This window comes from Mitsuaria sp. MSU3D (assembly GCF_056867975.1).
Genome location: NZ_CP200314.1, coordinates 3,243,918 through 3,257,601, shown reverse-complemented (window position 1 = coordinate 3,257,601; position 13,684 = coordinate 3,243,918). Strand labels below are relative to the sequence as shown.

Genomic DNA, 13,684 nt, shown 5'->3' with positions numbered 1-13,684 from the left:
ACCCGGCTGTGCGTTGGCCGCCTGTGCTTGGGGCCCCGGAGGCGAGCTCCGAAACCCCAAGCACAGCCGTCCCCAACCACTGCCGTACTTCCTCGGTTTTGCTACCGAGGACTTTGGGGAGCGACAAGCGGAGAGGCGGGGCTGAGTCTTCAGTGAGAGGCGGCGATTCCGCCACCCATGCGCTGCTGGCGCTGGCGCAGGAAGGCCTCGGCCATGCTCGAGGCAGGCTGCAGGCGCTGGCCGATGTAGAGCTCCTGCCGCCGTTCGGTGATCTGGGCGCGCAGGCGATTGGCCATGATCCCGAGCGGATCCAGGCCGCGCTTCTCGGCGCGCTCGATCGACTCGCCAAGTTCATGCATCGTGTGGCTCTTCAGCAGCGCCAGGTGGGCCTGGACGACGCGCAGCCGCCCTTGCACCGAGCGTTCCGCGCTGCGCAGCCATTCCATGACCGCGTCCGCATCGCCGCCGCGAACCTTCACCAGGCTCTCTCCGGCAGCCAGCAGCAGCGCTTCGAGACGATCCCGATCGCAGGCCTCATAGGCCTCGTTGACCTCGGCCATCTTGCGTTCGCGATGCACGCGCTCGGCGTCGTCCGGCGCAAGGTCCGGATGCAGCCGCTTCGCGGCGCGGCGGTAGAGGGTCTTCAGCGGCGGCGGGCCGACCTGCACCAGGCCGCCTTCCGGCTCGGCGGGCAGCGGGGCGCCGGCCGGGAGCACCGGCAGTTGTGGCATGGCCGTGGCGCGGGGCGAATCAAGGGCGCGGACATCCAGTCCGTTGCGGGCCAACGCGTCGTGCAGGTAGCGCATCGCGCAGTAGAGCTGCGATTCGAGCGCGTCCAGCTCCATGTACAACGGACCCAGCGCGGCGACGTAACGGTCGACGAAGCGCTGCATGCGCTGGCGGCATTCCGCGTACTCGGATTCCTGCGAGGCCAGGTAGCGCTGAAGCTCGGCCAACTGCTCGCGGCGGCGTTCGAATTCGCGCGGCGTGATGGCCTGGCTGAGCATGTTGAGCGGAGTCCCTGGACGTTCTGGTATCGACAGCCGATTCTGCCGTGAGCGCATGACCCTTCAAAGCGCAAACAGCCCCTCGCGGGGCTGTTTTTCTCAGCGTTTTCACCGAGGCTCGGGCGAGCCTCGCCCAGTCGGTCCGACCGTCAGGGCGCGGAGGCCGCGCTGGCGGCTTCCGTCGGCCCGCTGGCCACCGCGTCCGGCACGCCCGCAGGCGCTGAGGCATCGGGAGCCGGCGCGGTCAAGGCCGGCGGCGTGTGCGCCCCCGCCGCGGGGCCGCTGATCCCGGCCGTGGGCAGCAGCGGCACGATCAGCAGCGCGACGATGTTGATGATCTTGATCAGCGGGTTGACCGCGGGCCCCGCCGTGTCCTTGTAGGGATCGCCGACGGTGTCGCCGGTGACGGCGGCCTTGTGGGCCTCGGAGCCCTTGCCGCCGTGGTGGCCGTCCTCGATGTACTTCTTGGCGTTGTCCCAGGCGCCGCCGCCCGTGCACATCGAGATGGCGACGAACAACCCGGTGACGATGGTGCCCATCAGCAGCCCGCCCAGCGCGGCCGGTCCGAGCACCAGTCCGACCACGACCGGCACGACCACCGGCAGCAGCGACGGCACGATCATCTCCTTGATCGCCGCGGCGGTGAGCATGTCGACGGCGCGTCCATATTCGGGCTTGCCGGTGCCTTCCATGATCCCCTTGATCTCGCGGAACTGGCGGCGCACCTCCTCGACGACCGAGCCCGCCGCGCGACCCACCGCCTCCATGGCCATCGCGCCGAAGAGGTAGGGGATCAGCCCGCCGATGAACAGGCCGACGATGACCATGTGGTTGCTCAGGTCGAAGCTGACCGAGAGTCCGCGCTGCTCGAGCGCATGCGTGTAGTCCGCGAAGAGCACCAGCGCCGCCAGGCCCGCGGAGCCGATCGCATAGCCCTTGGTCACGGCCTTGGTCGTGTTGCCCACGGCGTCCAGCGGATCGGTGATGTCGCGCACGCTCGCGGGCAGGTCGGCCATTTCGGCGATGCCGCCGGCGTTGTCGGTGATCGGGCCATAGGCGTCGAGCGCCACGACGATGCCCGCCATGCTGAGCATCGCCGTCGCCGCGATCGCGATGCCGTAGAGCCCGGCCAGCTTGAATGCCACCAGGATCGCGATGCAGACGAACAGCACCGGCCAGGCCGTCGAGCGCATCGACACGCCCAGCCCCGCGATGATGTTGGTGCCGTGACCGGTGGTCGACGCCTGCGCGACGTGCTGCACCGGCTTGTAGTTGGTGCCGGTGTAGTACTCGGTGATCCACACCATCGCCGCGGTCAGCAGCAGGCCGACCAGGCAAGAGAGGAAGAGGGCGTTCGCGCCGATGGTCTGTCCGCCGGGCAGCGTCAGGTCTTGCGGGAACAGCGCGCGGGTGATGAACCAGAACGCGATCGCCGACAGCACGCCCGCGACGATCAGGCCCTTGTAGAGCGCCGGCATCACGTTCTTCATGCCGGGGCTGGCCTTGACGAAGCTGCAGCCGATGATGGACGCGATGATCGACGCCCCGCCCAGCACGAGCGGATACACGATCGCCGCGATGGACATGCCGCCGAAGGTCAGCGCGGCCAGCGCCATCGTCGCGATCAACGTGACCGCGTAGGTTTCGAAGAGGTCGGCCGCCATGCCGGCGCAGTCGCCGACGTTGTCGCCGACGTTGTCCGCGATCACCGCCGGATTGCGCGGATCGTCCTCGGGGATGCCGGCCTCGACCTTGCCGACGAGGTCGGCGCCGACGTCGGCCCCCTTGGTGAAGATGCCACCACCCAGCCGCGCGAAGATCGAGATCAGCGACGAGCCGAAGGCCAGGCCCAGCAGCGGCTTCAGCGTCTGGCTGTCCGCGCGGGTGCCGCTGTCGCTGACCCACATGAAGAACAGGCCCACGCCGAGCAGGCCCAGGCCGACGACCAGCATGCCGGTGATCGCGCCGCCCTTGAATGCGACGTTGAGCGCCGGCGCCATGCCCTTGGTCGCCGCCTGCGCGGTGCGCACGTTGGCGCGCACCGAGACGTTCATGCCGATGAAGCCGCAGGCGCCGGACAGCAGCGCGCCGATGAAGAAGCCGATGGCCGTCTTCCAGTCGAGCGCGACGCCGATCAGGATGCCGAGCACGACGCCGACGATCGCAATGGTGCGGTACTGCCGCGCCAGGTAGGCCGCGGCACCTTGCTGGATCGCGCCGGCGATCTCCTGCATGCGGGGGTTGCCGGGATCCTGGCTCAGGATCCAGCTGCGTTGGATAAAGCCGTAAAGCACCGCCGCCAGCCCGCAGGCCAGCGCGAAGTACAGCGCCAAACTCGTCGACATAGGGTTGTCTCCTCTCGCTGATTCTTGATCCGTGAAGACGGTTCCATCCAGCGGGCGCCGGGCCTGCGCGCACGCAACAGCAACAGTCCGTCGATCGATGCTAAGGCCGTGAATAGTGCATGGCATGAGCGTTTACCAGCGGATTCACGGGCTTTGCAAGACGGGTGTCAGGCTTTGCAGGGGCGCGCGACAAGACAGGGGCAACAACTGGCCCCGGGCATGTCATGTGCCTCGTCACGTCACCTTTACACGCAGCCGGTGCGCTGCGCCCGAAGCCGGCGGAGCCGGTGCCCCTCTCCGCTCAATCTCCTCCTCGCCGCTCGGAATTCGCTCCGAGGGGCACCGGCTCCGCCGGCTTCTCCGGACCGAGGACCGCCCCGTCAACGCTTGCGACGTTCCTTGCGGGGATCGACCGGACCCGCAGCGCTGGGGCCGATGTAGCGGCCGCGCGGACGGATCACCGAATCGATGGCGAGCTGCTCCATGCTGTGCGCCAGGAGACCGACGCTGCGCGCGATCGCGAAGATCGCGAAGCCCGCGTCCGGCGGCAGCTTGTAGCGCGAGACGAGCGCGGCGAGCGCCACGTCCATCGACGGCGGCAGACCGGTCAGCGCCACGACGCGTTCGATCAGGCGGGCGATCGCCGCGGGCGGCTTGAAGTCCGCCATCAGTGATGCGGCGCGTGGATCGCCGTCCGGATAGATGTGATGGCCGAAGCCGGGCAGCGGCATCGCGGACGCCAGGTAGCGGTCGACGACGGCATCGGCGCCGTCGCGCTCGACCTCGTCGAACAGCGTGCGCACGCGTCCCGAGGCGTCGCCGTGTAGCGGGCCGGAGAAGGTGGTGAGTCCCGCGAGCAGGCACGCCGGCAGCGAAGCGCCGGTGGACGCGGTGATGCGTGCGGAGAAGGCCGAGCTGGTGATCTCATGGTCCGCCGCAAGGACCAACGTCTTGCGCAGCAGCGCGGCCACTGCCCGCGGCTGGCCCCAGCCGCGGGCGAGGCGCTCGTGCAGCGGCAGCGCCTCCTCATCCGAGGCGCCGAAGGCGACGGCCAGTCGACCGACCAGCGCCGACGCTTCCTCGATCAGCACGCGCGGCACGCGGCCGCGCGTCGAATGTCCGGTGGCGGTGAGCGCCGCCAGTTCGGCGAATGCGCGGGAGCGCCCATTCGGCAGCGCGGCGACGACATCGAGCGCGGCGCGCGAGGGCGAGCCCGATGCGACCGCGGGGCGCGGGAACGCCGGCGGCGTCTCGACGTTCCACAGCAGCCTCGCCGCATCCTCCAGCGTTGCGGTCGCGGCCAGTTCGACGACGTCGACGCCGCGGTAGAACGGCCGTCCGCCCGAGAAGGTCGAGACCGCCGTCGGGATACTGGGCTCGGCGCCGAACAGCGTCGTCGCGGCGAGCGTCTCGCGCGTGCGCCCCGTCTCCTTGCGGCGTACCAGCGCCTTCACGTCTTCCGTGCGGTACAGGCTTCGCCGCGAGTCCTGCGGGTCGGGCTCGACACCGATGCGTCCGCGGCTCACATAGGCATAGATCGTCTGCGCGCGGACGCCGAGCGCGTCGCGTGCTTCATCCAGGGTCATCCAGGCGGCCATCGGGGCATGGTCTCGTGTCGTTGATGTCGTCAATGTATTCATCAACATAAGTCCTGTCCAGGTTCCGACGTTCGCCGGTCATTGGGCCGATTCAGTCGAATCAATGGGAGTATCCGTGCCTCAGATTGATATTGATCATCAATATTGACCGGTTGTTTTCGCGCTGCCAGCATGAGTCCACGCGACATCGACGGAGACCGCCCAGAAGCCTCCGCGATGCCGGCCCTCATGCCCCTTCCATGGAGACAACCGCATGAACCGCATCCCTCGCTTCCAGCCGGCCCGACGCCGGGCCTCGCTCGCCCTCGCGGCCGCCGCCGCCTTCGCCTTCTTCGCGTCCTCCGCCTCCTTCGGCGCGCTCGCGCAGGGCGAGACGTTCCCCTCCCGCGCCATCACTCTCGTGGTCGGCTCCAGCCCTGGCAGCACCACCGACGGCCTGGCGCGCGCCCTCGGCGCGGAGATCACCGCCGCGACCAAGGTGCCGGTGATCGTCGAGAACAAGGCCGGCGCCAGCGGTGGCATCGCCGCGCAGGCGGTGGCGCGCTCGGCCGCGGACGGCTACACGCTCTTCATCACGACCAACACGACGCAGGCCGCCAATCCGCATCTGTTCCGCAAGCTCGCCTATGACCCGGTGAAGGACTTCGCGCCGGTGGGCGCACTGGTGAAGGGCTATCTGCTGCTGGTGACGAATCCGCGCATCCCCGCACGCAACGTCACCGAGCTCAGCGCGATCGCGAAGAAGCAGCAGCTCACCTTCGGCGCCGGCAGTTCGTCGGCGCGCGTGGCGGCGGAGCTGTTCCAGCAGATGACGCAGACGCAGCTGACCTATGTGCCGTACAAGGCCAATCCGCAGGCGATGGTCGATCTGGTCGGCGGTCAGGTCGATCTGATGATCGTCGACCTGACCACGAGCCTTCCTCAGGTGAAGGCCGGCAAGCTCAAGGCGCTGGGCGTGAGCAGCCCAAAGCGCTCACCGCTGGTGCCGGACCTGCCGACCATCGCCGAGGCCGGCCTGCCCGGCTACGAGATCAGCTACTGGAACGCCGTCTACGCGCCCGCGGGAACACCGACGCCCGTCGTCGAGCGCATCAACGCGCTGATGCAGAAGGCCATGACCGCGGAGCCGGTGAAGCGCTTCGTCGAGCAGAACGGCATGGAGCCGTTCACGTCGACGCCGGCGGAACTCGCCAGCTTCCAGGCCGCTGAATACAAGCGTTGGGGCGCTGTCATCAGGACCGCCGGCATCCAGCCTGAGTGAGCCGGGACGCCGGTGCCCGCATCTTTTCCGACCCTCCTGAAGTAGAGAACGCCATGAAGCCGAACATCCTGCAACTCAATCCCATCCTCGTGCCCGCGATCAATGCGCAGCTGGACGCGCTGTACACGATGCACCGGCTGTTCGAGCAGGCCGATCCGGACGCGTACATCGCCACGCACGGCGCTGCCATGCGCGGCGTGATCACCGGCGGGCACACGGGCATCTCGCGATCGATGATGGAGCGGCTGCCTGCGCTCGAGGTGGTCGCCGTGAACGGCGTCGGCACGGACGCCGTGGACATCGAGTACGCCCGCTCGCGCAGCTTGCCGGTGACCGGCACCTTCGGCGCGCTGACCGAGGACGTCGCAGACATGGCGCTCGCGCTGCTGCTGGCGACCGCCCGCAACGTCGCGTCGGTCGACCGCTTCGTGCGCGGCGGCCTGTGGCCCAAGTTCCCGCAGCCGAATGCGATCCCGTTGGCGCGTCGCGTGAGCGGGATGCGCGTGGGCATCGTGGGTCTCGGCCGGGTCGGCCGCGCGGTGGCGGAGCGCGTCGGCGCCTTCGGTTGCCCGGTGCGCTACACCGACCTGAAGGAGATCGCCGACGCGCCGTGGGCCTTCGAGGCGGACCTCGTGCAACTCGCCCGCGACAGCGATGCGCTGATCGTCTGCGCCGCGGCCGACAAGGCGCGCGATCTGATCGACGCGACGGTGCTCGATGCGATCGGTCCGCGCGGATTCCTGATCAACGTCGCGCGTGGCCGCCTGGTGAAGGAGTCCGATCTCGTGAAGGCGCTGCAGGAGAAGCGCATCGCGGGCGCGGGGCTTGACGTCTTCGCCGACGAGCCCAACGTGCCGCCGGCCTTGCTGGACCTGGACAACGTCGTGCTGCAGGCGCATCGCGCCAGCGCGACCGAGGAGACGCGCGCCGCGATGGGCCGCATGGTGCTGGAGAGCCTGGCGCAGGCGCTGGCCGGCGAACGGCCGGCGCACAGCCTGACGACCTGAGCTTGGCCGCGGGATGGCGAGGGATGACGAATCCCCGCGATGGAGGAGGGCGTCAGGGCCGGTTCAGGCGACCCTCTAGAATTGCTGCTTTTCCGGAACCCTCCGGATTCCCCCGCTTTCACCGCTGTCCACCACCATGAGCCTGCACAAAGTCACCCCTGGCGCGAAGGCGCCCGAGCAGTTCAACGTCGTCATCGAGATCCCGATGAACGCCGACCCGATCAAGTACGAGGTCGACAAGGAAAGCGGCGCGCTGTTCGTCGACCGCTTCATGACGACGGCGATGCATTACCCGTGCAACTACGGCTACGTTCCCCAGACGCTGGCTGACGACGGCGATCCGGTCGACGTGCTGGTGATCACGCCCTTCCCGCTGACCCCGGGCGTGGTGGTGACCTGCCGCGCCATCGGCGTGCTGCAGATGGACGACGAAGCCGGCGGCGACGCCAAGCTGCTGGCCGTGCCGACCACCAAGATCCTGCCGATCTACGAGCACTGGACCAAGCCCGAGGACATCAACCAGATGCGCCTCAAGGCGATCCAGCACTTCTTCGAGCACTACAAGGACCTCGAAGCCGGCAAGTGGGTGAAGGTCAAGGGCTGGGAAGGCCCGGAAGCCGCCAAGAAGGAAATCACCGACGGCATGGCCAATTACGCGGAGGCCCAGCAGGCCTGATCGCTGGACTGGAACGCCGGGCCTGCAAGGCTCGCTGCAGTACGACAAGCGCCCCATGTGGGCGCTTTTTCATTTCTGACCGCAAGAATGTCCGCGTGGCAAACACGATGCCATGACGGTGCGTTACAACTGAGATGTCCCCGCTTTGGGGATTGACGTTGTGTGCTGGTGCGTGCGGCACCAAAATGGGCGACCTCACCACGGAAGTATCGTCACGTGAAAGTCGCCTACCTGCTCAATCACTATCCCAAGGTCAGCCACACCTTCATCCGCCGGGAGATCCTGGCGCTGGAGCAGCAGGGCGTCGACGTGATGCGGCTGGCCGTCCGCGGCTGGGACGATGCCGCCCCCGATCCCACCGACCAGGACGAGAAGTCGCGCACCCACTACCTCCTGCGCGGCGGTGTCGGTCCGCTGCTGAAGGCGATGGCGCGCCAGGCGCTGACCTCGCCGGCGAAGTTCCTGTCCGCATTGGCGTTGACCTTCAAGCTGGGACGTCGCGCCGACCGGCCGCTGCCGGTGCACTTCATCTATCTGGCGGAAGCCTGCCTGGCCGTGCCGTTGCTGCGCGCCGAAGGCGTGAACCATGTGCACGCGCACTTCGGGACGAATGCGACCGAGGTCGCCGCGCTGATCGAGGCGCTGGGCGGTCCGGGCTACAGCTTCACCTGCCACGGCTCCGAGGAGTTCGACCGGCCCGAGATGCTGCATCTGGGCGAGAAGATCCGCCGCTCGCGGTTCGTCGTGGCGATCTCGTCGTTCTGCCGCAGTCAGATCTACCGGTGGGTGGATCACTCGCACTGGTCCAAGGTGCCGATCGTGCCTTGCGGTGTCGAGCCGGCGTTCCATGCCACGCCGGCCGCGCCGGCGAGCGGCCGCCGCCTGCTGGCCGTCGGTCGGCTGTGCGAGCAGAAGGGTCACCTGTTGATGCTGGAAGCAGCCGCGCTGGTGGCCGCGAAGGGCATCGATTTCGAACTGGTGCTGGCCGGCGACGGCGAACTGCGTGAGCCGGTCGAGGCGCGCATCGACGCGCTGCGCCTGCGCGACCGCGTGCGCATCACGGGCTGGATCAGCAGCGACCAGGTGCGCGAGGAGATGCTGGCGTCGCGGGCGCTCGTCGTGTCGAGCTTCGCGGAAGGCCTGCCGGTGGTGGTGATGGAGTCGATGGCCTTGAGCCGTCCGGTGATCAGCACCGCGATCGCGGCGATCCCTGAACTGGTCCGGCCGGAGAACGGCTGGCTGGTGCCGGCCGGCGATCCGCAGCCGCTGGCGCAGGCCATGATCGATTGCCTGCAGCTCGACGATGCCGAACTCCAGCGCATGGGCGAAGCGGCGCGCGTGCGCGTGCTCGCGCGGCATGACGTCGACGATGCCGCGACCAAGCTGGCCAAGCTCTTCCGCGAACATGCGGGCGAAGCCGTGCGCACGCAGCCGCGCCTGGTGACATCGACGACGACGAGCTGAACGCGGCCAGTCGCGTCCGTCCCTGTCAGGCGGCGTCGCCCGGCCCCGCGGCCTTGAACGGCTGATGCCGTTCGAGTTCGTCGATGTACTCGCCCATCGCCTCACCCTCGCGGGCCAGGAAGTCCGCGACCGCCTCGCGGAACTGCGGATGCGCCAGCCAGTGCGCCGAGTACGTCGCCACCGGCATCAGGCCGCGGGCCATCTTGTGTTCCCCTTGCGCGCCGCCTTCGAAGCGGCGCCATCCGTTCTCCAGGCACCAGGCCAGCGGCTGGTAGTAGCACGCGTCGAAGTGCAGGTTGGGGATGTAGCGCGTCGAGCCCCAGTAGCGCCCGTACGCCGCGCGCTGCGACTCGTCGATCGCCACCAGCGACGCGGCCACGCGCTCGCCCTGGGCATCCCGCGCGATGAACATCAGCCAGTGCTCCGGCATGTCCGTCGCCATCCGTGCGAAGAAGTCGCGCGTCAGGTAAGGCTTGTTGCGATGCGCGAGGTAGGTCAGCGTGTAGCACTCGTAGAAGAAATCCCAGTCCTCCACCGTGATCGCGGCACCGCGCAGCGCCTCGAAACGGACGCCGGCCTCGACGACCTTGCGCTGCTCCTGCTGGATCTTCTTGCGCTTCTCGCGTTGCAGCGTCGCGAGGTACTCCGCGAACGGACGCGGCACGCCGTCACCGGTCCAGTGGAACTGCACCTGTTGCCGCGCGAGCCAAGCGTCGCCCGTCAATGCCCGTTGGTCTTGCTCGTCGCCGAACAGGACGTGCACCGACGAGAGCTCCGAGCGCGCCGTCAGAGCCTTCAGCGCCTTCACGAGCCATTCGCGCGCGGCGTCGTCCTTCGCCAGCAGCCGGCTGCCCGGCACCGGCGTGAACGGCACGGCGACCAGCAGCTTGGGGTAGTACGCGAGCCCGTGCCGTTCGTAGGCATCGGCCCAGGCCCAGTCGAACACGTATTCACCGTACGAGTGGCCCTTCAGATAGGCCGGGCAGGCGGCGATCAGTTCGTCGCCGTCCCACACGCTGAGGAACTGCGCCTGCCATCCCTTCTTCGGCACCGCGGAGCCGGACGCGTGCATCGCGCTCAGGTACTCGAGCTTCATGAACGGCGACGGCAGCGGCGATGCGGCGAGCAGGGCGTTCCATTGATCGCGGGGCAGTGCGGCGGGATCGTCGTCGACGCGGATCAGCGGCTGGGCGACGTCGTGTTCCGGCACGTCGGCGGAGGGAGGAGGCGAGGGCGGGGCAGTCATGCGCGGCAAATCTTAGGCGCAAGCTCAAACCCTTCGCTTTGATGGCAGGATGCTTCCCATGCAAGCGACGACGACTTCCACCCCGACTGGCGCAACGACGTTCCCTTCCGCCGCGCCGTCCTTCGACAACCTCTACACCCACGACTTCGCCCGCGTCGCCGTCGGCATCCCGTTGTGCCGCGTGGCCGATCCGGGCTTCAACGGCGAGCAGACCGCGCAGCTGCTGCGCGAGGCCGCCGCGGACGGTGCCGCGGTCGCGGCGTTCCCCGAGCTCGGTCTGGCCGCGTACACCAGCGACGATCTCTTCCATCAGCGTCCGCTGCTCGACGGCTGCGAGGCGGCGCTGGCGCATCTGCTGACCGTGTCCCGCGACCTGCCCACCGTTGCGATCGTCGGCCTGCCGCTGCGCATCGAGCATCGACTGTTCAACTGCGCGGTCGTGTTCCAGCGCGGCCGGCTGCTGGCCGTGCTGCCCAAGACCTACCTGCCCAACTACGGCGAGTTCTACGAGGCGCGCCAGTTCAACGCCGCCGACGAGGCGATCTCCGAGGAGATCACCTTGCTCGGCCAACGCGTGGCCTTCGGGACGCGGCTGGTCGTTGCGGCGACCGACCAGCCGCTGCTGCGTCTGCATGTCGAGATCTGCGAGGACGTCTGGACGCCGATCCCGCCGTCGTCCTACGCCGCGCTGGCCGGCGCGACCGTGCTCGTGAACCTGTCGGCCTCCAACATCACGGTCGGCAAATCAAGCTATCGCCATCAGCTTGTCGGCCAGCAGTCGGCGCGCTGCCTGGCGGCCTACGTCTACACCTCGGCGGGCGCCGGCGAATCCAGCACCGATCTCGCCTGGGACGGCCAGGCGCTGGTCTATGAAAACGGCAGCTTCCTCGCCGAGAGCGAGCGTTTCCAGCGTCGCTCACAGTTCGTGTCGGCCGATGTGGACCTCGAGCGGCTGTCGCGCGAGCGGATGCGGCAGACGAGCTTCGGTGATTCGGTGCGGCAGCATGCACCGTTGTTGAAGGCCTTCCGCACGGTCGAGTTCGAGCTGGGACTGGACCGCGCCCAAGCGCTGCCGCTGCGACGGCGCCTCGAGCGCTTCCCCTACGTGCCGTCGGACCGCCAACGTCGCGACGAGCGCTGCAACGAGGTCTTCCAGATCCAGGTCCAGGCGCTCGTGCAGCGATTGGTGTCCAGTGGCATCCACAAGCTGGTGATCGGCATCTCGGGCGGGCTGGACTCGACGCACGCGTTGCTGGTCGCCGCGCGAGCGATGGACCAGATGGGTTGGCCGCGGACGAACATCCTCGGCATCACGATGCCGGGCTTCGCCACGGGCACACGCACGCGTGACCAGGCGCTGCGCCTGATGCGGGAAATCGGCTGCGAGGCGCGCGAGATCGACATCCGTCCGAGCTGCGAGCAGATGCTCAAGGACCTTGGGCATCCGTATGCCGCCGGCGAGCCGGTCTACGACGTGACCTTCGAGAACGTCCAGGCCGGCGAGCGCACCAGCCACCTGTTCCGCCTGGCCAATCACACCGGGGCGCTGGTGCTCGGCACCGGCGATCTGAGCGAGCTCGCGTTGGGCTGGTGCACCTACGGCGTCGGCGACCACATGTCGCACTACAACGTGAACGCTTCGGTGCCGAAGACGCTGATCCAGTACCTGGTGCGCTGGGTCGCGGAGACGGCGCAGCTCGGCCACGCGGGGCAGGAAGTGCTGCTCGACATCCTGAACACGGAGATCAGTCCCGAACTCGTGCCGCAGGATGCGCGCGTGGAGGGCTCCGGCCTCCAGAGCACCGAAGACAAGATCGGCCGTTACGAGCTGCAGGACTTCAACCTGTTCTACACGATCCGCCATGGCTATTCACCGGCCAAGATCGCGTTCCTGGCGCGCCACGCCTGGGGCGACAAGGCGCGCGGCGAGTGGCCCGACGGCGAGCACGTCCAGCGCAACGAGTACCCGCTCGCCGAAATCAAGCGCGTGCTGCGGATCTTCGTGAGCCGCTTCTTCCGCGGCAGCCAGTTCAAGCGCAGCTGCGTGCCCAATGGGCCGAAGGTGGGCAGTGGCGGGTCGCTCTCGCCGCGCGGCGACTGGCGTGCGCCGAGCGATTCGGAGCCCGCCGTGTGGCTCGCCGAACTCGACCGCATTCCGGACTGACGTCGTTGCGATCCGTGCTTAAATCACAGCCAGTCCTGCCCGCCAATCCCCCTTTCGGAGCCCCGTGATGAAACAGATCACCGCCATCATCAAACCGTTCAAGCTCGACGAAGTGCGCGAAGCGCTGGCCGAGGTCGGCGCGTCCGGCCTGACGGTCACGGAAGTGAAGGGTTTCGGCCGCCAGAAGGGCCACACCGAGTTGTACCGTGGCGCCGAGTACGTGGTCGACTTCCTGCCAAAGGTCAAGGTCGAGGTCGTCGTGAAGGACGACGAGGTCGAGCGCTCCATCGACGCCATCCTGAAGGCCGCCAAGACCGGCAAGATCGGCGACGGCAAGATCTTCGTCACCGCCGTGGAGCAGGTCATCCGCATCCGCACCGGCGAACAGGACGAAGCGGCGGTCTGACCGCGCGACCCCGACGGGGTCACCAGAAACAGGAAGGGCGGGCGCCGAGTTGGCGTCCGCCCTTTGTCATTCAGGCACCCAGGGAGACCTCAGGCCTAGGGCGCTCGAGCGCGTCAGCGCAGGTGTTGCCAGATGGCCGCCGCCCAGATGCCCCCGGCCAGCACCAGCGACAGCAGCACGGCGGCGCTGGCGATGTCCTTGGCCCGCTTGCTGAGGTCGTGCAGCTCGAACGACACGCGGTCCACGACCGCTTCGACCGCCGAGTTCAGCAACTCGACGATCAGCACCAGGATCAGCGAGCCGGCCAGCAGCGCGACCTGCACCCAGTCCCTTCCGACCCAGAACGCGAGCGGGAGGCCGATGATCGTCAGCCAGGTCTCCTGGCGGAAGGCGCTTTCGCCGCGGTAGGCGGCGCGCAGACCGGCCCAGGAGTAACCGGCGGCGTGCAGGATGCGATCCAGGCCGGTGCGGCCCTTGTGGGGGTTGCTCATCGTCGGGGGGCGGGAGATC

General features: G+C 68.3%; 11 protein-coding genes. 6 read left to right on the top strand and 5 right to left on the bottom strand.

All coding sequences use genetic code 11. The features are described from left to right. Nucleotides 1–149 precede the first annotated feature (149 nt). The 3 genes from AC1VNM_RS14160 to AC1VNM_RS14150 form a co-directional block, all read right to left on the bottom strand. Complete coding sequence (locus AC1VNM_RS14160; protein ID WP_377152525.1) at nucleotides 150–1,007, bottom strand: J domain-containing protein; 858 nt, start codon at nucleotides 1,005–1,007, stop codon at nucleotides 150–152. A gap of 149 nt (nucleotides 1,008–1,156) precedes the next feature. Then, a complete protein-coding gene (locus AC1VNM_RS14155) occupies nucleotides 1,157–3,352 on the bottom strand; it encodes a sodium-translocating pyrophosphatase (RefSeq protein ID WP_377152527.1) in 2,196 nt (731 codons plus the stop codon). Between the two features lie 380 nt (nucleotides 3,353–3,732). After that, nucleotides 3,733–4,950: a citrate synthase family protein gene (locus AC1VNM_RS14150; protein WP_483107331.1), complete on the bottom strand. Its 1,218-nt coding sequence runs from the start codon at nucleotides 4,948–4,950 to the stop codon at nucleotides 3,733–3,735. Between the two features lie 253 nt (nucleotides 4,951–5,203). On the opposite strand from AC1VNM_RS14150, the gene AC1VNM_RS14145 reads away from it, so the two are divergent. From AC1VNM_RS14145 to AC1VNM_RS14130, 4 genes are all read left to right on the top strand, one after another. After that, a complete protein-coding gene (locus AC1VNM_RS14145) occupies nucleotides 5,204–6,211 on the top strand; it encodes a Bug family tripartite tricarboxylate transporter substrate binding protein (protein ID WP_483107330.1) in 1,008 nt (335 codons plus the stop codon). Nucleotides 6,212–6,264: 53 nt separating this feature from the next. Next, complete coding sequence (locus AC1VNM_RS14140) at nucleotides 6,265–7,218, top strand: 2-hydroxyacid dehydrogenase (RefSeq protein ID WP_483107329.1); 954 nt, start codon at nucleotides 6,265–6,267, stop codon at nucleotides 7,216–7,218. A 136-nt stretch (nucleotides 7,219–7,354) separates the two neighbouring features. Beyond that, on the top strand, nucleotides 7,355–7,894 hold the full coding sequence (gene ppa, locus AC1VNM_RS14135) for an inorganic diphosphatase (protein ID WP_483107328.1): 540 nt from the start codon (nucleotides 7,355–7,357) through the stop codon (nucleotides 7,892–7,894). 216 nt (nucleotides 7,895–8,110) lie between these two features. Further along, nucleotides 8,111–9,358: a glycosyltransferase gene (locus AC1VNM_RS14130; RefSeq protein WP_483107327.1), complete on the top strand. Its 1,248-nt coding sequence runs from the start codon at nucleotides 8,111–8,113 to the stop codon at nucleotides 9,356–9,358. 25 nt (nucleotides 9,359–9,383) lie between these two features. Here the strand turns inward: AC1VNM_RS14130 and AC1VNM_RS14125 are convergent, their stop codons facing one another. Beyond that, nucleotides 9,384–10,604, bottom strand: a complete 1,221-nt coding sequence (locus AC1VNM_RS14125; RefSeq protein ID WP_483107326.1) for a GNAT family N-acetyltransferase — start codon at nucleotides 10,602–10,604, stop codon at nucleotides 9,384–9,386. Nucleotides 10,605–10,662: 58 nt separating this feature from the next. Between AC1VNM_RS14125 and AC1VNM_RS14120 the strand changes: the two genes are divergently transcribed. Beyond that, complete coding sequence (locus tag AC1VNM_RS14120) at nucleotides 10,663–12,768, top strand: NAD(+) synthase (protein ID WP_483107325.1); 2,106 nt, start codon at nucleotides 10,663–10,665, stop codon at nucleotides 12,766–12,768. A 67-nt stretch (nucleotides 12,769–12,835) separates the two neighbouring features. Continuing rightward, nucleotides 12,836–13,174, top strand: coding sequence for a P-II family nitrogen regulator (locus AC1VNM_RS14115; protein WP_067275693.1), 339 nt, complete (start codon nucleotides 12,836–12,838; stop codon nucleotides 13,172–13,174). A 113-nt stretch (nucleotides 13,175–13,287) separates the two neighbouring features. Here AC1VNM_RS14115 and AC1VNM_RS14110 read toward each other — a convergent pair whose 3' ends face one another. Then, on the bottom strand, nucleotides 13,288–13,665 hold the full coding sequence (locus AC1VNM_RS14110) for a diacylglycerol kinase (protein WP_431104762.1): 378 nt from the start codon (nucleotides 13,663–13,665) through the stop codon (nucleotides 13,288–13,290). Between the last annotated feature and the right edge of the window lie 19 nt (nucleotides 13,666–13,684).

Bases quoted from the DNA above. Each gene is read 5' to 3' on its own strand.
- AC1VNM_RS14120 (WP_483107325.1), top strand. From the start codon at position 10,663: ATGCAAGCGACGACGACTTCCACCCCGACTGGCGCAACGACGTTCCCT.
- AC1VNM_RS14150 (WP_483107331.1), bottom strand. From the start codon at position 4,950: ATGGCCGCCTGGATGACCCTGGATGAAGCACGCGACGCGCTCGGCGTC.
- AC1VNM_RS14110 (WP_431104762.1), bottom strand. From the start codon at position 13,665: ATGAGCAACCCCCACAAGGGCCGCACCGGCCTGGATCGCATCCTGCAC.
- AC1VNM_RS14140 (WP_483107329.1), top strand. From the start codon at position 6,265: ATGAAGCCGAACATCCTGCAACTCAATCCCATCCTCGTGCCCGCGATC.
- AC1VNM_RS14125 (WP_483107326.1), bottom strand. From the start codon at position 10,604: ATGACTGCCCCGCCCTCGCCTCCTCCCTCCGCCGACGTGCCGGAACAC.
- AC1VNM_RS14160 (WP_377152525.1), bottom strand. From the start codon at position 1,007: ATGCTCAGCCAGGCCATCACGCCGCGCGAATTCGAACGCCGCCGCGAG.
- AC1VNM_RS14155 (WP_377152527.1), bottom strand. From the start codon at position 3,352: ATGTCGACGAGTTTGGCGCTGTACTTCGCGCTGGCCTGCGGGCTGGCG.
- ppa (WP_483107328.1), top strand. From the start codon at position 7,355: ATGAGCCTGCACAAAGTCACCCCTGGCGCGAAGGCGCCCGAGCAGTTC.
- AC1VNM_RS14145 (WP_483107330.1), top strand. From the start codon at position 5,204: ATGAACCGCATCCCTCGCTTCCAGCCGGCCCGACGCCGGGCCTCGCTC.
- AC1VNM_RS14115 (WP_067275693.1), top strand. From the start codon at position 12,836: ATGAAACAGATCACCGCCATCATCAAACCGTTCAAGCTCGACGAAGTG.